Annotated in this window: 21 protein-coding genes; 12 read left to right on the plus strand and 9 right to left on the minus strand. The window is 69.0% G+C overall.

The features are described 5' to 3' along the window. The first annotated feature begins 16 nt into the window (after positions 1-16). The 3 genes from QNA09_RS17310 (at position 17) to QNA09_RS17320 (ending at position 3,000) form a co-directional block, all read left to right on the plus strand. Entirely contained in the window at positions 17-1,555 is a 1,539-nt protein-coding gene (locus tag QNA09_RS17310; RefSeq protein ID WP_048772253.1) for an FAD-dependent oxidoreductase, read from the plus strand. A 63-nt stretch (positions 1,556-1,618) separates the two neighbouring features. Beyond that, positions 1,619-2,191 (plus strand): type 1 glutamine amidotransferase domain-containing protein, encoded by a 573-nt coding sequence (locus tag QNA09_RS17315; protein WP_010592159.1) that lies wholly within the window; start codon positions 1,619-1,621, stop codon positions 2,189-2,191. Positions 2,192-2,250: 59 nt separating this feature from the next. Then, positions 2,251-3,000 (plus strand): PAS and ANTAR domain-containing protein, encoded by a 750-nt coding sequence (locus QNA09_RS17320; protein ID WP_010592160.1) that lies wholly within the window; start codon positions 2,251-2,253, stop codon positions 2,998-3,000. Here QNA09_RS17320 and QNA09_RS17325 read toward each other — a convergent pair. From QNA09_RS17325 to QNA09_RS17335, 3 genes are all read right to left on the minus strand, one after another. Beyond that, entirely contained in the window at positions 2,957-3,157 is a 201-nt protein-coding gene (locus QNA09_RS17325) for a hypothetical protein (RefSeq protein ID WP_010592161.1), read from the minus strand. The two genes, QNA09_RS17320 and QNA09_RS17325, sit on opposite strands and share 44 nt — an antisense overlap. A gap of 84 nt (positions 3,158-3,241) precedes the next feature. Continuing rightward, positions 3,242-3,481, minus strand: coding sequence for a CsbD family protein (locus QNA09_RS17330; RefSeq protein ID WP_010592162.1), 240 nt, complete (start codon positions 3,479-3,481; stop codon positions 3,242-3,244). Between the two features lie 99 nt (positions 3,482-3,580). Beyond that, complete coding sequence (locus QNA09_RS17335) at positions 3,581-3,844, minus strand: DUF6480 family protein (RefSeq protein ID WP_119699949.1); 264 nt, start codon at positions 3,842-3,844, stop codon at positions 3,581-3,583. A 212-nt stretch (positions 3,845-4,056) separates the two neighbouring features. Between QNA09_RS17335 and QNA09_RS17340 the strand changes: the two genes are divergently transcribed. The 3 genes from QNA09_RS17340 to QNA09_RS17350 all read left to right on the plus strand — a co-directional run bounded on the left by QNA09_RS17340 (position 4,057) and on the right by QNA09_RS17350 (position 5,222). Then, a complete protein-coding gene (locus tag QNA09_RS17340) occupies positions 4,057-4,290 on the plus strand; it encodes a hypothetical protein (protein ID WP_010592164.1) in 234 nt (77 codons plus the stop codon). A gap of 9 nt (positions 4,291-4,299) precedes the next feature. After that, on the plus strand, positions 4,300-4,662 hold the full coding sequence (locus tag QNA09_RS17345; RefSeq protein WP_026137879.1) for a hypothetical protein: 363 nt from the start codon (positions 4,300-4,302) through the stop codon (positions 4,660-4,662). A 98-nt stretch (positions 4,663-4,760) separates the two neighbouring features. Further along, complete coding sequence (locus QNA09_RS17350) at positions 4,761-5,222, plus strand: DUF4383 domain-containing protein (RefSeq protein WP_010592166.1); 462 nt, start codon at positions 4,761-4,763, stop codon at positions 5,220-5,222. 64 nt (positions 5,223-5,286) lie between these two features. On the opposite strand, the gene QNA09_RS17355 is transcribed toward QNA09_RS17350, so the two are convergent. Continuing rightward, the gene (locus QNA09_RS17355; protein ID WP_010592167.1) at positions 5,287-5,706 is read right to left on the minus strand and encodes an STAS domain-containing protein; all 420 of its coding nucleotides are present in this window, start codon (positions 5,704-5,706) and stop codon (positions 5,287-5,289) included. 281 nt (positions 5,707-5,987) lie between these two features. On the opposite strand from QNA09_RS17355, the gene QNA09_RS17360 reads away from it, so the two are divergent. Together QNA09_RS17360 and QNA09_RS17365 are read left to right on the plus strand one after the other, a co-directional pair. Further along, the gene (locus QNA09_RS17360; protein ID WP_010592168.1) at positions 5,988-6,419 is read left to right on the plus strand and encodes an ATP-binding protein; all 432 of its coding nucleotides are present in this window, start codon (positions 5,988-5,990) and stop codon (positions 6,417-6,419) included. After that, positions 6,416-7,213, plus strand: coding sequence for a SigB/SigF/SigG family RNA polymerase sigma factor (locus QNA09_RS17365; protein WP_010592169.1), 798 nt, complete (start codon positions 6,416-6,418; stop codon positions 7,211-7,213). Before QNA09_RS17360 ends, QNA09_RS17365 begins: the two co-directional genes overlap by 4 nt. Positions 7,214-7,242: 29 nt before the next feature. Here QNA09_RS17365 and QNA09_RS17370 read toward each other — a convergent pair whose 3' ends face one another. From QNA09_RS17370 to aceA, 5 genes are all read right to left on the minus strand, one after another. Continuing rightward, complete coding sequence (locus QNA09_RS17370) at positions 7,243-7,509, minus strand: DUF4235 domain-containing protein (protein WP_010592170.1); 267 nt, start codon at positions 7,507-7,509, stop codon at positions 7,243-7,245. Between the two features lie 69 nt (positions 7,510-7,578). Then, on the minus strand, positions 7,579-8,619 hold the full coding sequence (locus tag QNA09_RS17375) for an NAD(P)-dependent alcohol dehydrogenase (protein WP_102031383.1): 1,041 nt from the start codon (positions 8,617-8,619) through the stop codon (positions 7,579-7,581). Positions 8,620-8,687: 68 nt separating this feature from the next. Then, on the minus strand, positions 8,688-10,973 hold the full coding sequence (metE, locus tag QNA09_RS17380) for a 5-methyltetrahydropteroyltriglutamate--homocysteine S-methyltransferase (RefSeq protein WP_010592172.1): 2,286 nt from the start codon (positions 10,971-10,973) through the stop codon (positions 8,688-8,690). A gap of 108 nt (positions 10,974-11,081) precedes the next feature. Then, positions 11,082-11,978, minus strand: a complete 897-nt coding sequence (locus tag QNA09_RS17385) for a 3-hydroxybutyryl-CoA dehydrogenase (RefSeq protein WP_003937464.1) — start codon at positions 11,976-11,978, stop codon at positions 11,082-11,084. 117 nt (positions 11,979-12,095) lie between these two features. Then, on the minus strand, positions 12,096-13,385 hold the full coding sequence (aceA, locus tag QNA09_RS17390) for an isocitrate lyase (RefSeq protein ID WP_010592173.1): 1,290 nt from the start codon (positions 13,383-13,385) through the stop codon (positions 12,096-12,098). A gap of 532 nt (positions 13,386-13,917) precedes the next feature. Here aceA and QNA09_RS17395 point away from each other — a divergent pair. The 4 genes from QNA09_RS17395 to urtA all read left to right on the plus strand — a co-directional run bounded on the left by QNA09_RS17395 (position 13,918) and on the right by urtA (position 19,135). Next, positions 13,918-15,072 (plus strand): globin domain-containing protein, encoded by a 1,155-nt coding sequence (locus QNA09_RS17395; RefSeq protein WP_010592174.1) that lies wholly within the window; start codon positions 13,918-13,920, stop codon positions 15,070-15,072. Between the two features lie 51 nt (positions 15,073-15,123). Continuing rightward, positions 15,124-16,536: an acetate metabolism transcriptional regulator RamB gene (gene ramB, locus QNA09_RS17400; RefSeq protein WP_102031385.1), complete on the plus strand. Its 1,413-nt coding sequence runs from the start codon at positions 15,124-15,126 to the stop codon at positions 16,534-16,536. 159 nt (positions 16,537-16,695) lie between these two features. Continuing rightward, complete coding sequence (locus QNA09_RS17405; protein WP_244213172.1) at positions 16,696-17,682, plus strand: hypothetical protein; 987 nt, start codon at positions 16,696-16,698, stop codon at positions 17,680-17,682. A gap of 184 nt (positions 17,683-17,866) precedes the next feature. Then, positions 17,867-19,135 (plus strand): urea ABC transporter substrate-binding protein, encoded by a 1,269-nt coding sequence (gene urtA / locus QNA09_RS17410; RefSeq protein WP_040270797.1) that lies wholly within the window; start codon positions 17,867-17,869, stop codon positions 19,133-19,135. Positions 19,136-19,163: the final 28 nt, after the last annotated feature.

Below are 19,163 nucleotides of genomic sequence, written 5' to 3' on the forward strand. Positions count from 1 at the left end.
GGGGCATTCCCCACAGGTGACCTCCCTGTGGCTCTCCCGCACCGGCACCGCCCGCACCGACACCGCCCGCCTCGACGACACCGCCCGCCTCGACGACACCGCCCGCCTCGACGACACTCCGTGGCCCGAGGGTCCGGCCCGCTTCGACACCGTCGTGGCCGGGGCCGGCCTCACCGGAGTGGTGACCGCTCTCCTGCTCGCGCGCGCCGGGCACCGCGTGGCCGTCCTCGAGGCCCGCACGGTCGGCGCCGTCACCACCGGCAACACCACCGGCAAGGTCAGCCTGCTGCAGGGCAGCACCCTCTCGAGTATCGCCAGGGGCCATTCGCGCGACGTCCTGCGCAACTACGTGGCCGGCAACCTCGAGGCCCAACGGTGGGTGGTGCAGCTGTGCCGCGAACGGGATCTGCCGATCGAATCCGCGGCGGCCTTCACCTACAGCGCCGGGGAGGAGGGCGCCGCCACGGTGCGCGCCGAGTACGAGGCCTGCCGCGCCGCCGGGCTCGACGCCCGCATGACGACCGAGACGGAACTGCCGTACCCCGTGGCCGCCGCGGTGACGCTGGCGGACCAGTCGCAGATCGATCCGATGCCGTTGCTGCACGAACTGGTCCGGGAATTCCGGGAACGCGGTGGCGCGCTGTTCACCGGCTGCCGGGTCCGGAAGGTCCGCTCGGACCGGAACGGATGCGTGGCCGTCACCGATCGCGGCGAGGTGCGGGCCGGGCACATCGTGCTCGCAACGGGGACACCGATCCTCGATCGCGGCGGATTCTTCGCCCGCCTCGAGCCCCAACGGTCGTATGCGGCCGCATTCGAAGTGCCGGGCGACGTCCCGAGCGGCATGTACCTGTCCGTGGATTCGCCGACGCGCTCGCTGCGCACGGCGTACGGGGGGCAGTACTTCCTCGTGGGCGGCAACGGGCACACCGTCGGGCGGGCACACGATCATCGCGGCGCCGCGGACGATCTCGTCGCGTGGACGGGCCGCCACTTCCCCGGCGCGAAGACCGTGGCACGCTGGTCGGCGCAGGACTATTCGACGCTCGACCATCTGCCGTACGTGGGTCCGCTGCTACCCGGAAACGACCGGTTGCTCGTGGGGACCGGGTACGGCAAGTGGGGAATGACGAACGGGGTGGCTGCGGCCCGGTTGCTGGCGGACCGCATCCTCGGCGAGGCGGCCCCGGAGTGGGGATCGGCGTTCCAGTCCTGGAATCCCACGCAGGTTTTCGACCTCCCGGCCGCGACCCGTCTCAATGCCGCCGTGGCGGTGGAGATGACGCGCGGATGGATGCGTGCCGAGTTGTCCGGGGACGGCGCGCCGCCGCCCGACGGCAGCGGCGAGGTTCGCCGGGACAAGCTCCGCCCGGTCGGGGTGTGCACCGTGGACGGCACCACGCACCGGGTCTCCGCGGTGTGCCCGCACCTGGGCGGTGTGCTGCGGTGGAACGATGCCGAAGCCTCCTGGGACTGTCCGCTGCACGGCTCCCGCTTCGCCGCGGACGGGGGCCTGCTCGAGGGTCCCGCCACCCGGGACCTGCCGCGGGAGTGACGTTTCCCCGTTGCCGGCGTCGGGTACGCGACCGGTGAACCACGACGAAAGGACGACTCGGCGATGAGTGATCCAGGAAACGGCCGGCTGGCGGGACGCACCGTGGCCGTCCTCGCCACGAACGGTGTCGAGGAGGTCGAGCTGGTGGAGCCGCGGCGCGCGGTCGAGGAAGCGGGCGGTACGGTGCGCCTGCTGTCGCTCGAACCCGGCGAGATCCAGGCCATGAAGTCCGACGTGAACGCGGCCGGAAGATACCGGGTCGACCAGGCGGTGCAGGAGGCGTCGGTGTCGGACTTCGACGCGCTGATCCTGCCCGGTGGCACCACCAACCCCGATCACCTGCGCCAGGACCCCACCGCCGTGGCGTTCGTACGGGACTTCGTCGAGTCGGGCCGGCCCGTCGCGGTGATCTGTCACGGCCCCTGGACGCTGGTCGAGGCCGACGTGGTCCGGGGACGGACCCTGACGTCCTACCCGAGTGTCCGCACGGATATCCGCAACGCGGGCGGAAACGTGGTCGACGAGGAGGTGGTCGTCGACGGGAACCTGGTGTCGAGCCGCAATCCGAAGGATCTGCCCGCCTTCTGCACGACCCTCGTCGAGGTGTTCGCGAACGCGGAGCAGCGCGCCGGTTAGCTCGGGTCCCGTCCTGCGACCCCGGCGGTCGTGCGCGCTTCCGGGGGCATAATCGTTGCGTGAGTGAACCGAGCACGCGCATCAGCGACACGAGGGCGGGCGACGCCTTCGAACAGGTGTTCGCGAGTGTGAAGCCGCAGCGGGTCGGCAGTTTCCGCTATCTGATCGACGACGACGCGTGGGAATGGTCGGACGACGTGGCACGGATGCACGGGTACAGCCCCGGGACCGTACGGCCGACCACCGAACTGCTGCTGAAGCACAAGCACCCCGACGACAAGGTCCAGGTCGCAGCCCTGCTGGGCGCCATGCAGCGCAACGGCGAGCCGTTCAGCGGCCGGCACCGCATCGTCGATGCGCACGGCAAGGTCCGGCCGGTGGTCGTGGTCGCCGACCGTCTGCTGGACGAGTGCGGACGGATCGTCGGCACGTCCGGGTTCTATGTGGACCTGTCCGACGCGTACGAGGACGAGGTCCGCGAGGGCGTCGACGAGGCGGTCTCGGCACTCGCGCACGACCGTGCCGTCATCGAACAGGCCAAGGGCATGATCATGGCGGTCTACCGGATCCAGGCGGATCACGCCTTCGAGATCCTCGCCTGGCGGTCGCAGGAGTCGAATGTCAAGCTCCGCGCGCTCGCCGAGCAGCTCGTCCGGGACGTCTCCACCGGACTCGACGTACCGACGACGTTCCGCAACGAGTTCGACCATCTGCTCATGACCGTGCACGAGCGCGTCCCGTCTGTGCAGACGCCTCCAGGTCCGGTCACGGACTCGGCTGCGGAAGCTCGCACTCCACCTTCGGATTGACCCCGGCGTAGTTCAGCGGTCCCGCGATCACCGTCACCGCGACGGTGGCGAAGTCGGCGCAGTTCTGTTCGGCTTCCGTGAAGTATCCGCGCTGGCCCGCCGCAACCGCTCCGATCACCAGCCACACCAGCACCACGAACGTCAGAATGCGCATCATTGCTCCTAGGGACGAAGACCCGGGAGCCGAGCGGCCCCCGGGTCGTGGGACGAACGTCGGGCGCGACCCGGGGGCCGCTCCCCGTCACTGCTGATGCGAGCGCTGCCGTGCTTCGTCCACGTCGGCGTCGGCGCGGGCCTTCTCGGCCTCGGCTTCCTTCTTCGCGGCCTCGCGCTGGCTGTCCGCCTTGTCCTGCTGGGCCCGCCCCTCCCGGGTGAGCTCGTCGTTGCCGGCGACGGCGCCGGCCGCCTCCTTGGCCTTTCCCTTGACGTCTTCGACGACGCCCTTCACGCCTTCGCTCGGTCCGCTCGTGTTCTCTGCCATGCGACTCTCCCTCGTCGGCGTTCCTCGCTTGCGAGCCAGGAATACCCTCGGCGGACTCCGGCAAACCACGCGCGCGTGCGGCAGCCGAACCTGCGCCGCCTACAGCAGAATTCCCACGATCACCACGAGGAAGAGAACGACGATCAGCGCGACCGCAACGATCGCGAGGACGCCGGTGGGCGGAAAATTGTTCCGAGTGCGCGGCTCGGGCGCCGACAGTCCGGAGGTGGTTCCCGAGTCCGGCGGCGTCGACCCCGGTGCCACCCCGCCGCCGGGCTCCAGATCGGGTGTGCGGGCAGGATCGGGATCGGTACCGGAATGTGCCTGCGGATCGGGGATGTTGCGCGGATCGGGTGCGTTCATCACCCACTCCTTCTCTCGGCGGCCGGTGACCCCGGAACCGACGGGTTCGCGACCGCAGCGGGCACCCCATCCCTCGGAGAATTCCCGCACCGTCTCCGGCCAAACGGCCGGGTTACGACGGGCGTGGAGGGCCGGCGACGACGAGCAGTTTGAGGGGTCCGGGCGCCGGGCACCCGATCCACAGGACCGGACATCCGGAGAGGAGGACCGTGATGACCACGTGCGATACGTGCGGCAACGACTACGACAAGACCTTCACCGTGACCCGGGGCGACGTCTCCGGCACATTCGACAGTTTCGAATGTGCGGCACAGGCGATGGCGCCGCAGTGCGCGCACTGCGGTTGCCGCATTCTCGGCCACGGCGTCGAAGCCGACGGCACCATGTTCTGCTGCGCCCACTGCGCCCGGCAATCGGGGCAGAGTGCGCTTACCGACCGAGCATGAGGAGACAGTGTGACACAGGATGTGGAGAAGCGATGGCGGGATCCCCGCACCGCGCGCTCGGCGGTGCGCTATGCGGCCGTCGTCGTGGTCGCGGCCCTGCTGCTGATGGCGGCGGTGGTGATCTGGGCCGCCGCGAACGGTGACCGGTGCGCCGACGAGGAGTTCCTCGTGTGCACCGACCCGGCACGGCTGGTCCTGGCCCTCGGCCCCACGGCGATCCTGCTCCTCGGCGCGGTCGGCGCATTCGTGCAGACCTACCGGGTGTGGCGCTCGGGTGGGACATGGCCGATCTGGCACGGCACGGGCTGGGGGCTGATGATCCTGACCCTGGTGTACGGGACGATCTCGTCCGGCGTCCTCGTCACGGGGTGAGCCGGCGAGGACGCCCGCCGGGCGTGTTTCGGGAACACCCGCCCGGGCTATTCCTCCGTCCCGGGGCGCAGCGCCCCGCGCACCCCGATGGAGGAACGATGATCCGACCCAGTCCGTATCCCAGGGTGCAGCGCACCCGGGTCCAGGGCTATGCCTTCGCGGTCGGCATCGTGTTTCTCCTCATCGGGGCGCTCGGATTCGTGCCCGGCCTGACCAGCGGGTACGACTCGATGACGCTCGCGGGACAGGAGTCGCACGCCCATCTGCTGGGCCTGTTCCGGGTCTCGATCGCCCACAACCTGCTGCACCTCGCCTACGGCGCGGTGGGAATCCTGGCCGCCCGCAAGGTGCGTGCGTCGCGCATCTACCTGATCGCGGGTGGTGCCGGATACCTGGCGTTGTCGGCGTTCGGCATGGTGGTCGGACACGACAGCCGTGTCAACGTGGTGCCGGTCAATGCGGCCGACAACTGGCTGCACCTGGCCCTGGGCGTGCTGTTGCTCGTCCTGGCGGTCGATCCGCGCGGTAACCGTCGCCCGAAGCCCCCGAAACCTGCCTGATCCGCAGTCGAGCGAGCCGGTGCTCGGACGCAACGTCGCGTCGGCGCATCAGGGCGAGTACGGATCAGGCCGGCACTCGGAGGGCGTGGATCGCGCTCTCGAGGGTGGCATGCGCGTGGACCGGTTCGCCGAGCACCCGCAGCAGCCGGTTCACCGCCCGTCCGCCCACGAGCGCCCACCGAGAGCTCCGATGCCGGGCCAGGGTGTCGAGTTCCTCGAACACGGTCAGTCCTGCCGAGCCGAAGAACTCCACCTCCGACAGGTCGAGCACCAGACGCGACGAGGTGTGCAGCCGGGCGCCCGCGTAGCTGCACAACGCGGGAGCGTTGCGAAGGTCGAGTTCGCCCGCCACAGCGACCCGGACGAGAGCGGAACTGATTCTCTCGGTGGAGAAATCGGCACCGGTCGAGGCGAAGAAGGTCGACGACCGATCCGAACGGGTGACCCACAGCGATGTGACTTTGCGTTGAGTAGCGACAGTCATGAGCTTCCCATCTTCGGAAGAGGATGGAAGCGTCGACAGAGCGGGACCGCACCGACACCGGTCTCCGCAGGTATGCGGCACCTCCGAGTCAGGCTGTGTGCTCAACCTCACTGACACCCTACGGCAGCCGTTGCGGCACTGCAAAGAGCCGATCTGCCGGACCCGATGCGTCCGGCCGGGGGCCGCTTCCGCATGATTGAGAACACCGCGTCGCGGGTAGTCTCGCCAGGAACACCCGCTCGCCCGGGCCCTCAACCTGCCGCAACGGAGATACAACACACATGGCGAACACGGCATCGATCGATCCGGCCCTCGAACGCACCCATCCCGTAGTGGAGTTGCGGGTACGCGCAGAACCAGGCCAGCTTCCCGTGCTGCGCGCGGTCGCTGCCGCCATCGCCATCCAGCAGGGTTTCGACCTCGACGCGGTGGCCGACGTCAAGCTTGCGATCGACGAGGCGGGCACCCGGCTCATCACCCGCGCGCCGGAAGGTGCGACGTTGTCGTGCCGGTTCCAGGCGATGCCGCCTGCACTGCGGATCAGCGCGTCCGCCCTCACGGTCGACGGCGGACTGACGGCGGACTCGCGGACCTTCGGATGGCACGTGCTCAATGCGCTCGCCGACTCCGTCGACGTGAAGGTGGACGAGACCGACGAGGGGTCTGTCACCACCATCGACGTGTCCCTGACCGACAGCAGCGCTGTTCTGTGACGGGGACCGGCGCCCAACGGCGCAGCGGCCGAGCCGCCGACGAATACGCCGACGTCATCCCCCTTTTCGAGGAGATGACGACGCTCGGCGAGGACGATCCCGCCCGCGGAACCATGCGGGACAGCCTGGTCGAACGGTGCCTGCCACTCGCGGAACACATCGCCCGCCGATTCGACGGCCGCGGCGAGGCATTCGACGACCTCCTCCAGGTCGCCCGCCTCGGCCTGGTCAACGCCGTGGACCGGTTCGATCCCGAGCGAGGCTCGGACTTCGTGTCCTTCGCGGTTCCGACCATCATGGGCGAGGTGCGCCGCCACTTCCGCGACGCCGGGTGGGCGGTGCGCGTCCCGCGCCGCATGAAGGAGATGCACCTGGCGCTGAGCAAGGCGACCGGGGAGCTGTCGCAGCGCCTCGGCCGTGCCCCCACGGCGGCCGAACTCGCCGCGGAACTGGGCCTCGATCCCGAAGAGGTCGCGGAAGGCCTCGTCGCCGGCAACGCCTACCAGGCGGTCTCGGTCGACCGACCGGCCCCGGCCGGGGACGACGGCGTCACCCTGGCGGACACCCTCGGCGACTACGACGCCGCGCTCGCGCACGTGGAGAACCACGAAGCGCTGCGTCCGCTGCTCGCCGCCCTGCCGGAACGCGAGCGCACGGTCGTGCTGCTGCGCTTCTTCGGGAACATGACCCAGACCCAGATCGCCGAACGGGTCGGCGTGTCCCAGATGCACGTGTCACGGCTGCTGACGAAAACCCTCGCCCAGCTGCGTGAACAACTGGGCGAGGGCTTCTAGGACCGCGAGTCGCGTGCCCGTCCCTCGGGTCATTCCTTTCCGGGCCAGGTGCCGGTGACGCGGCGGAAGCCGACCGCGCTCGCGCGGTTCGCCGCCGCGCTCACCGCACCGAAGATCGCACCCTGCACGGCGGCGGAGACCAGCACCTCACGCCACCCGAAGCGGCTGTCCATGGCCTCGGGCGGATCCTCCTGGCCGGCACCGAGCGCCCACACCTTCCGGAACACCATTCCGGCGGCCACACCCGCCAGGGAACTGACTACGAGGCTCACGGGCCGGTACAACGCCTTCTTCACATTTCCTCCACGTGTCGAGGTACGAGGCGGGAGTACCCGACCGTCGCGGTCTCACACCTGCCGGACGGCTCAGATGGTGGTGGCGTCGATGACGAATCGGTAGCGCACGTCGCTCGCGACGACGCGGTCGTACGCCTCGTCGATCCGGTCGGCCGAGACGACCTCGATCTCGGCGCCGATCCCGTGTTCGGCACAGAAGTCGAGCATCTCCTGCGTCTGCGGGATCCCGCCGACCATGGAGCCGGCGAGACTGCGGCGGTTCCGGGCGAGCGAGAACGCCCGGACCGTGATGGGGTGTTCGGGCAGACCCAACTCGACGAGGGTGCCGTTGCGGGCGAGCATCGACAGGTAGGCATCCATGTCGAGGTTCACCGATACGGTGTTGACGATCAGGTCGAACGTGCCCCGCAGATCCACGAAGGTCTGCGGATCGGTCGTGGCGCGGTAGTCCACGGCCCCGAAGCGCAGCCCGTCCTCCCGCTTGGCCAGTGAATGCCCCAGCACGGTCACCTCGGCACCCATCGCCGCGGCGATCTTCACGCCGACGTGACCGAGACCGCCCATGCCGATGACGGCGACCTTCCTGCCCGGCCCGGCGCCCCAGTGCCGGAGCGGGGAGTACAGGGTGATGCCCGCGCAGAGCAGCGGCGCCGCCGCATCGAGCTCGAGGCCGTCGGGGATCTTCAGGACGAAGTGTTCGGTGACGACGATATGGGTGGAGTATCCGCCCTGGGTCACCTCGCCGTCGCGGCCGACCGCGTTGTAGGTGCCGGTGACCCGGCCGGCGCAGTACTGCTCGTCGCCGCTGGTACACGCCTCACACTCGAGGCACGAGTCGACGAAGCAGCCGACACCGACCCGGTCGCCGACCGCATGCCTGGTGACCTCGGCGCCGACAGCGCTCACCACCCCGACGATCTCGTGACCGGGAACGACCGGGTAACGGGTGCCGCCCCATTCGTTGCGGGCGGTGTGGATGTCGGAATGGCAGATCCCGGCGTACCGGATCTCGACGAGCACGTCGAGGGGACCGAGCTCGCGCCGCTCGATGGTGGTCTTGACGAGGGGAGCGTCCGCCGCGGTGGCGGCGTACGCAGCAACGGTAGTCATGCGTTCATGCCTACCTGCCGGCGCGACGACGCGCACCCGCGGGGCTGCTCGCGGGTGCGCGCCGGCGGTTACCGTCCGGCGGCCCGGCGCCGCAGTCGACGTGCGGCGGCGACCAGGTTGCGCAGCGACGGCTCGAGCTGCCAGTAGTGCCGGGTCTTGAGCCCACCGTCCGGATTGGCCCACAACCGGTCGAGTTCGACGGACTCCGCAGCGGTGCTGAGCAATTCGTCGAGTTCGTCGATGTCGGGAATGCGTGCCGATCGGCTCTCGTAGACCCCGGGCCCGACACCGTGGGTGAGCGCCTTGTCCTTGATGGCCTCGAGCACCCAGCGGATCGAACGGGTCGCGACGATCGCCGTGACGTCCGCGTCGAGCCGTGCGATCGCGTCGACCACCGACGCCTGACCGGAGTAGGTCAGGTGCGTGTGGATCTGCGTCTCGGGCTTGGCGCCGCCGGTCGCGAGCCGGAATGCGTCGACCGCCCAGTCCAGGTACTCGGCCCGGCCGTCCTGCCGCAAGGGCAGCAGTTCCCGGATCGCGGGCTCGTCGACCTGGATGATCGCGATGCCGGCCCGCTCGAGATCGGCGATCTCGTCGCGGATCGCCAGCGCCAGCTGGTCGGCCGTCTCGTGCAGCGGCTGGTCCTGCCGCACGTACGACCGTGCCAGCATCGTGACCGGGCCGGTGAGCATGCCCTTGACCGGCTTGTCGGTCAGCGACTGCGCGAACGCGATCCATTCCACCGTCATCGGCTTCGGCCGCACGATGTCGCCGTAGAGGATCGGCGGACGCGTGCACCGCGAACCGTAGGCCTGCACCCAGCCGAAGTGCGTCGTGGCGAAGCCCTCGAGCAGTTCGGCGAAGTACTGGATCATGTCGTTGCGCTCGTGCTCGCCGTGGACGAGCACGTCGAGACCGATGTCCTCCTGCAACCGGATGGTGGACTCGATCTCCTCCTGGATGCGCTTGACGTAGTCGTCCCACGACATGCGGCCCTCGCCCAGCTCGTAGCGAGCCTTGCGGACCTCGGCCGTCTGCGGGAACGACCCCAGTGTGGTCGCCGGCACCGGGGGCAGCTTCAGGCGCTCCTGCTGCGCGGCGCGGCGCTCCTCGTACGGGACCCGGCGGCGGTGTTCGGGTCGCAGGGCGTTGACGCGCGCGCGGATCGTGTGCTTCTGCTTGAAGTGCACCGAGGTCGGCGGCTTGCGCCACCGCTCCTCCGCCCCGGTGGTCAGTGCCTTGGCGAGCGAGACCACCTCCCCCACCTTCTGCTTGGCGAACGCCAGCCGGTCCGCCACGTCGCCCGGAATGTCGTACTCGGCGAGCACGTCGTAGGGCACGTGCAGCAGCGAGCACGACGTGGAGACCACCAGGTCGGGCGCCACGGCGGCGAGGCTGCTCAGGTATTCGAGCGTGCGGTGCCGGTCGGCCTTCCACACGTTGCGGCCGTCGACGACCCCGGCGTAGATGCGTTTGCGCTTGAGTCCCGGCACCGCGGCCAGCTCCTCCGCGCTCATCCGGCCGTTGACCAGGTCGAGACCGATGGCCTCGACCTTGGTGGCAGCGAGGAGGGGCAGCGCCTCGCCGAGGTGACCGTAGGGACCGGTGACGAGCAGGCGCGGGCGCAGCGGTGCGTGGGAGAGGGTGTCGTAGGCGCGCGCGAACGCCTCGAGCTCCTGCGGGGTGCGATCCTCGGTGAAGGACGGCTCGTCGAGCTGCACGCACCAGGCGCCGGCGCGCGCGAGCTCCGCGAACAGCTTCTCGTATTCCGGCAGCAGCCGGTCGAGCAGATCGAGCGTGGAGAACCCGTCCTGCTCCGACGTCTCCGAGACCTTGGACAGCAGCAGCAGGGACATCGGGCCGAGCACGACCGGCCGCAGCTCGATGCCACGGGCCTTGGCGCGCTCGAACTCGTCGAGGACCGCCGCCGAGTTCAACGCGAAGGTGGTGGTCTCGTCGAGCTCGGGCTGCCGGTAGTGGTAGTTGCTGCCGAACCAGCGGACCAGCTCGAGCGGCGGGAAGTCCTCACGGCCCCGGCACAGCGTGAAGTAGAAGTCGAGCGGATCGAGCTCGCCGACGAGCGGACGGAACCGCTCGGGGATCGCACCGAACAGCAGTGCGTTGTCGAGCACGTGATCGTAGTAGGAGAACGTGTTGCCCGGCACCTGGGTGAGTCCGGTGGCGGCGAGTTCGCTCCAGGTGGACTCCTGGATCTCGCGGGCCACGGCGACGAGCTCGTCGCGCGTGCCGGTCCCGTGCCAGTAGGCCTCGAGCGCACGCTTGAGCTCACGGCGGGGTCCGATGCGCGGATACCCGAGAATGCTGGAGCCGTATCCGTCTGCATTGCTGGCCATCAGGGGTCGACCTTTCCCTCGATGCACCTCGCGCCCGTGCCCCGACAGCCAGCGCAACGGCTGTGCTGTCGGCACACGGGCGCCGAGATGCGGTGTGGTGCTACCTACCTAGCTGACTTTCTTGGCGGCACGACCGTTGTCGGCATACTCGTAGAAGCCGGCGCCCGACTTCTTGCCGACGAGGCCCGCCTCGACCATACGCAGCAGGAGCGGCGGAGCCGAGTAGAGCGGCTCCTTGAACTCCCCGTACATCGAGTCGGCGATCGACTTGACCGTGTCCAGACCCACCAGGTCGGTCAGGGCGAGCGGACCCATCGGGTGCGCACATCCGAGAACCATCGCCTTGTCGATGTCCTCCTTGGTGGCGAAGCCGGATTCGACCATCCGGATCGCCGACAGCAGGTAGGGCACGAGCAGCGCGTTGGCGATGAAGCCGGCCCGGTCGGAGGACCGGACGACCTGCTTGCCGAGCACCTCGGAGGCGAAGGCCTCCGCGCGCTGGGAGACCGCGGGGCTGGTCTTGAGCGTGGTGACGAGCTCGACCAGCGGCAGCACCGGAACCGGGTTGAAGAAGTGCATGCCGATGACCCGCTCGGGCCGGGTGGTGGCGATGCCCAGCTTCATGATCGGGATCGACGAGGTGTTGGACGCCAGCACCGCATTCGGATCCGTGACGATCTTGTCGAGTTCCGCGAAGATCTCGGCCTTGACCTTCTCGTCCTCGACGACCGCCTCCACGACGAGCTGGCGATCGGCGAAGTCGCCGAGGTCGGAGGTGAAGCGCAGCCGCCAGGCGGCCTGCTCACGCTCCCGTTCGGTGATCTTGCCGCTGCTGACACCGCGGTCGAGGGACCGGAGGATGCGGGCACGCCCGGCAGCCGCGAGCTCGCGGGTCTGCTCGTACACAAGTACGTCGACATGAGCGCGCGCGCACACCTCGGCGATACCTGCGCCCATCATCCCGGCGCCGATCACGCCGACGCGCTGAATCTTTTCGCTGGTCACGTCAGCTCCTACTCGTCATGTGGGGGTCGTGAAGGTGGTTTTCGACAGAGGGTGGATACGGCCGCGGCGGGACCTGGTCGTCCGAGATCCCGCCGCGCCTGCATCCGTTGCCGGTTCCTAGTGGAACTGGCCCTCCTCGGTGGAGCCCTTCAGGGCAGCCGTGGAGGTGTTCGGGTCGACGGTGGTGGCGATGGCGTCGAAGTAGCCGGCGCCGACCTCACGCTGGTGCTTGATGGCGGTGAAGCCGCGCTCCTCGGCCGCCTTGAACTCGCGCTCCTGCAGGTCGACGAAGGCGGTCATGCCCTGGCGGGCGTAGCCGTGGGCCAGGTCGAACATGCCGTAGTTCAGCGAGTGGAAGCCGGCGAGGGTGATGAACTGGAACTTGAAGCCCATCGCGCCGAGCTCCTTCTGGAACTTCGCGATGGTCGCGTCGTCCAGGTGCGCCTTCCAGTTGAAGGACGGCGAGCAGTTGTAGGCCAGCAGCTGGTCCGGGAACTCGCCACGGACGGCCTCGGCGAACTTCTTGGCGACCTCGAGGTCCGGCACGCCGGTCTCCATCCAGATCAGATCGGAGTACGGCGCGTACGCCTTGGCGCGCGCGATGCAGGGCTCGATCCCGTTCTTGACGCCGTAGAAGCCTTCGGCGGTGCGGGTGCCGTCGAGGAACTCGCGGTCACGCTCGTCGACGTCGGAGGTCAGCAGCGTGGCGGCCTCGGCGTCGGTGCGGGCGATGACGACCGTCGGGACGTCGGCGACGTCGGCCGCGAGGCGAGCCGAGGTCAGGGTGCGGATGTGCTGCTGGGTCGGGATGAGCACCTTGCCACCGAGGTGGCCGCACTTCTTCTCCGACGCGAGCTGGTCCTCCCAGTGCGAACCGGCGACACCGGCCGCGATCATCGCCTTCTGCAGCTCGTAGACGTTGAGCGCGCCACCGAAGCCGGCCTCACCGTCGGCGACGATCGGGGCGAGCCAGTTCTCGACGGAGGTGTCGCCCTCGATCTTGGCGATCTCGTCGGCGCGCAGCAGCGCGTTGTTGATGCGGCGGACGACCTGCGGCACCGAGTTCGCCGGGTACAGCGACTGGTCCGGGTAGGTGTGGCCGGACAGGTTCGCGTCGCCGGCGACCTGCCAGCCGGACAGGTAGATGGCCTTGAGGCCGGCGCGGACCTGCTGCACGGCCTGGTTGCCGGTGAGGGCGCCCAGCGAGTTGATGTAGTCCTCGTTGTTCACGAGGTCCCACAGAATCTCCGAGCCGCGGCGGGCGAGGGTGGCTTCCTCGACGACGGTGCCCTGCAGCTTCGCGACCTGCTCGGCCGTGTAGTTGCGGGTGATCCCCTTCCAGCGCGGGTTGGTGTCCCAATCCTTCTGGATTTCCTCAGCGGTCCTCGGGGTGCCGGTGGTCGACATCTAAGCTCCACTCTCTAGATCTGATCCGCGCCGGAAGCTCTGCAGTACGTGCGTACTACTTCACATCCTTCGCGGACCTTTCGGATGTACCACTCGACAATGACACACCCGGAAAGTGCCGTCTACCTGTTGCTAATGCCAATCTTCGCTAGGTTTTCCCACACCCTTGCAAAGGTTGTAAATGTTCGGGGCGTCCAACGAACGCGGCCGCCGAGCCCCGAGCTACCCGCCGGTAGCAACTACCTCGGCATTGTCCGCGCCGGCGCCTCGGCCGGGCGCGGGTCACGAAACCCCCGAACGCGAGCCCACCAGCCACAGGAGCAAGGGATGCCGTCGCGATTGTGATCAGTCTCACAAGAGGCACTCCGGCAAATCGGGAAGTCGCGCCGGTCGAATCGGTGGGGGGCTAGAGATCGCTCGTCTACCATGTGCGCGTTGATCAGTCGGGGCCGGTCACGCCGATCGGGCGTGCCCACTCCCCACTCGCACACGAGTCGAGGAGGGCGCCATCCTTTCCGCCACATCGAAGCCGGTGATCGAGGCCACCCTGCCGATCGTCGGCGCCCATATCGGCCGGATCTCCGAACTGTTCTACGACAAGCTCTTCGCGGCCGCGCCTTCGCTGCGGACCGACCTGTTCAACCGCACCAACCAGGAGAACCGGGAGCAGCAGAAGGCACTCGCCAGCTCGGTCGCCGCGTTCGCGACGCTCCTGGTCACCGAGGACGCCGCGGACATCGACGCGATCATGGCCCGGATCGCCGCCAAGCATGCTTCGCTCGGCGTCCAGGCGCCCCACTACGAGGTGGTGCGGCACCAGCTGTTCGCCGCGATCGCCGAGGTGCTCGGCGACGCGGTCACCCCCGAGGTCGCCGCGGCCTGGCGCGAGGTCTACACGTTGATGGCCAACTCGCTCATCGAGCAGGAGGCAGCCCTCTACGACAAGGCCGGGGTCCGGCCCGGTCAGATCTGGCGCGTCGTCGTGGTCAGCGACGTCCAGTTCGACGGCGCCGAGGTCGCGACGCTGACGCTGCGCTCCCCCGACGGCACCCCGCTGCCGGATTTCCTTCCCGGACAGTACATCTCCGTCGCCACCACGCTGGGTGACGGCACCCGCCAGATCCGCCAGTACACCCTCGTGCGCAGCCACGTCCCGGGCGAGTGGGCCGTCACCGTCAAGCGGGTCCGGGGCGGGATCGTCTCCCCGTTCCTCGCCGGGGGCGTCGGCATCGGCACCGAACTCGTCGTCTCCCATCCGTTCGGCAGTCTCGTCGTCGAGGACGGCGACGATCCCCTGGTGCTGATCTCGGCCGGCATCGGCATCACCCCGACGCTCGCGGCGCTGCAGCACCTGGCGGCGCACCGATCCGAGCGCGAGGTTCTCGTCGTGCACGTCGACCGCTCCCCCTACGACCATGCCCGCCGCGCGGAGACGCAGGCCCTGGTCGATCGCCTGCCGCGGGCCCGCATGCAGACCCGCTACTCCGAGTTCGAGGAACTCCGCGAGGACGGCCACTCCCCGCTCGACGGGGTCGAGTTGCCGGCCGACCCGCAGGTCTACGTGTGCGGTCCGGTCCCGTTCATGCGGTCGATCCGGCAGACGCTGCTCGCTGCGGGGGTGTCGCCCGACGCCGTCCACTACGAGGCCTTCGCGCCCGGATCCTGGCTGGGACTCGAGGAGAGCTAACGTTGCGAATCCGCCGTTGCAAAGCTGTGTAGACGCTCGTACGCTGGGGTGATGCCAAAGACGTTCGTCGGCGCCCGCCTGCGCCAGCTGCGGACCGAGCGGGGACTGAGCCAGGCAGCACTGGCCAAGACCCTGGAGATCTCGGCCAGCTACCTCAACCAGATCGAGCACGACGTGCGGCCGCTCACGGTTCCGGTCCTGCTGCGCATCAGCGAGGTCTTCGGGGTCGACACCACGTTCTTCTCGTCCCAGGACGACACCCGGCTCATCGCCGAGATGCGAGAGGTGGCTCTCGACCAGGAGATGGGCATCGACGCCGACGCCCAGGAGATCTCCGCGATGGTGTCGGCCCACCCCGGGCTGGCACGGGCCATGGTCAACATGCACCGGCGATTCCGCAACACCACCGCGCAACTCGCCGCCGCCACCGAGGACCGGTACAGCGACGGCAGCGGCACCGGCACCATCACCATGCCGCACGAGGAGGTCCGCGACTACTTCTACCAGCGGCAGAACTACCTGCACGACCTCGACACCGCCGCCGAGGAACTCGCCACCCGGATCCGCTTCCATCGCGGCGACATCTCCGGCGGCATCATCAAGCGCATGGAGACGGTGCACGACGTGCAGCTCGTCCGTCGCGTCGACCTCGGCGAGAACGTCCTGCACCGGTTCGACCCCGCCACGCGCACCCTCGAGATCTCCGCGCGACTGTCGGGCGGCCAGCAGGTGTTCAAGCTCGCCACCGAGCTCGCCTACCTCGAGTGCGGGGAGCTGATCGAGAAGCTGGTCGCCGAGGGCGCGTTCACCAGCGAGGCCTCCCTCGCCCTGGCCCGCCACGGCCTCGCCAACTACTTCGCCGCGGCGATCATGCTGCCGTACGCGCAGTTCCACGAGATGGCCGAGGACTTCCGATACGACGTCGAGCGGCTCTCCGCCTTCTACGCGGTCAGCTACGAGACCATCGCCCACCGGCTGTCGACCCTGCAGCGGCCGAAGCTGCGCGGCGTGCCGTTCTCGTTCGTCCGCGTGGACCGGGCGGGCAACATGTCCAAGCGCCAGTCCGCCACCGGCTTCCACTTCTCCACCAGCGGCGGCACCTGTCCCCTGTGGAACGTGTACGAGACGTTCGCGTACCCGGGCAAGATCATGACCCAGCTCGCCCAGATGCCCGACGGACGTCGCTACCTGTGGGTCGCGCGCACGGTCGAACGCCGCGCCGCCCGCTACGGGCAGCCGTCGAAGACCTTCGCGATCGGCCTCGGCTGCGAACTGCGCCACGCCCACCGCCTCGTCTACGCCGACGGACTCGACCTCAGCGACGCCAACCCGGGCACCCCCATCGGTTCCGGCTGCCGAGTGTGCGAGCGTCTGAACTGCCCGCAGCGCGCATTCCCCCCGCTGGGCAAGGAACTCGTCATCAACGAGCACCAGAGCTCGGTGTCCCCCTACCTCATCAAGTAACACCCGCGCACGTATTCGCCGTGCGCGAAAGCAATTGCGTGCGCGGCTGACTGCGACGTTCGCGGATACTCTGTCCACAGGCGGACTATTCATCCACAGATCGCCGCCGTCCGCCCGCGGCTCGCGGACGCAGCGCCGGTATTCGGGCACGCTCCCCGTATGAGCGAACCCACGCCACTGCTGCGTCCTGCCGTCCTCGCAACCGGGATCACCGACGCCGAACTACGCCGAGGAATCCGTACGGGTCGTCTCGAACGCATCGTGCCCGGCGTGTACCTCGAGCGTGAGGACGCCGGGCAACTCGACGACGTGGCACGCCACGTGCTGCGGATCCGGTCGGGCGCAGCGCGGTTGCACGAGGGCGCCGCGATCAGCCACGTCTCGACCGCCGTCGTCCACGGCTTCGCGGTCTGGCGCACCGACCTGTCCCGCATCCACCTCACCCGCGATCGCGCGTCGGGCGGTCGACGCACTCCGCGTCAGCACGTCCACGCCGCGGCCCTCCCCCACGACGAAGTCGAGACCGTGGAGGGGATCCGCGTCACCTCGGCTGCGCGGACGGTCGTGGACCTCTCGCGCACGGTCACCGCCGAGGAGGCCGTGGTGGCGGGGGACTCCGCGTTGCGCGGGCATCCCGGCCTGCGGCCGGCGCTGGCCGCCGCACTTCACCGGGCCGGGGCGCGGACGGGAATCGGCGCGGCACGGCGCATCGTCCCGTTCCTGGACGGTCGCAGCGAGAGTCCCGGCGAATCGATCAGCCGGCTCCGCATCCACCAGGCCGGAATGCCGGCCCCGGCGCTCCAGCACGAAGTCCGGACGAGCGAGGGCCGATTCGTCGCGCGGACCGACTTCTTCTGGGAAGAGACCGGGATCGTCGGCGAGTTCGACGGCATGGGCAAGTACGGGACCGGCGACCCCGGAGCCACCGCCGAAACGGTGCGGCGCGAGAAGCTGCGCGAGGATGCGCTGCGAGACCTCGGCTTCGAGGTGGTCCGCTGGACGTGGGCGGAGCTGTTCCGGTTCCCGACCGTCGTCGCCCGCTTCGAACGGGCCATCGCCCGATCGCGTCGCTGCGAACAGCCGCGAAACTCCCAGGCATCCGCATCGGCAATTGCCGGCGCGGACGGCTATTCGTGGTGCGGATAAGGTGCTACCTCGGGGTGTGCGCGTTCGGCAACGAGGTCGTAACACGCGTCATGAACTCGTCACCGCGAGACATTCCGACGCAACACCGGCCGCCTACTCTTCGGACCCACGGATACAGCGCTGTATACGCAGCCCGGATACACCGGGCCCCGTCCGGTTCCCACCTTCGACGAAGGGCACCTCCATGCCAGTTGCCACATCCACGTTCGCCAGGCGCGCCGTCGCCGCGCCGGTCGCGCTGGCCGCCGTCGGCCTCGTGCTCAGCGCCTGCGGCAGCAAGGCCACCGACAGTACCGACGCCGCCGGGTCCGCCTCGTGCGTCGACACCTCCGGGGACACGATCAAGGTCGGTTCGCTGAACTCGCTGTCCGGCACCATGGCGATCTCCGAGGTCACGGTGCGCGATTCGATCGCGCTGGCCGTCGAGGAGATCAACGCGAACGGCGGCGTTCTCGGCAAGCAGATCCGGATCGTGGCCGAGGACGGCGCGTCGGAGCCGACGGTGTTCGCCGAGAAGGCCGAGAAGCTGATCAGCTCCGACTGCGTGGCCGCGGTGTTCGGCGGGTGGACGTCGTCGAGCCGCAAGGCGATGCTGCCGGTGTTCGAGGACCTGAACTCGCTGCTGTACTACCCCGTGCAATACGAGGGCCTCGAGTCGTCGCCGAACATCTTCTACACCGGCGCCACCACCAACCAGCAGATCGTGCCGGCGCTGGACTACCTGAAGGAGAAGGGCGTCGAGTCCCTCTACCTCGTGGGCAGCGACTACGTCTTCCCGCAGACCGCGAACCGCATCATCCGCGCGTACGCCGAGGCCAACGGCATCGAGATCAAGGGTGAGGACTACACCCCACTCGGATCCACCGACTTCTCCACGATCGTCAACAAGGTCCGCACCGCCGACGCGGACGCGGTGTTCAACACCCTCAACGGCGACTCGAACGTCGCGTTCTTCCGCGAGTACTCCAACGTCGGCCTCACCGCCGCCGACATGCCGGTGATCTCGGTGTCGATCGCCGAGGAGGAAGTGGTCGGAATCGGCGCGCAGAACATCACCGGCCAGCTCACGGCCTGGAACTACTACCAGACCGTGGGCGGTCCCGAGAACACGGCGTTCGTCGATGCGTACAAGGCGAAGTACGGTGCGAACAAGCCCACCTCCGACCCGATGGAGGCCGCGTACGCGTCGGTGTACCTGTGGAAGAACACCGTCGAGAAGGCGGACTCCTTCGCCGTCGCCGACGTGCAGGCCGCGGCCGACGGCGTCTCGTTCGACGCGCCGGAGGGCACCGTCACGATCGACGGGGACAACCACCACATCACCAAGACGGCCCGCATCGGCGAGATCCGGGGCGACGGACTGATCTACACGGTGTGGGAGTCGAACGGGGCGATCGAGCCGGACCCGTACCTCGAGAGCTACGACTGGGCCGCCGGCCTGTCCGGCAGCTGACCATCGTGACCGGGAAGCCGACGAGAAG

Origin of the sequence: Rhodococcus sp. AH-ZY2 (assembly GCF_030916465.1) — a bacterium.
GTDB lineage: Bacteria > Actinomycetota > Actinomycetes > Mycobacteriales > Mycobacteriaceae > Rhodococcus > Rhodococcus ruber.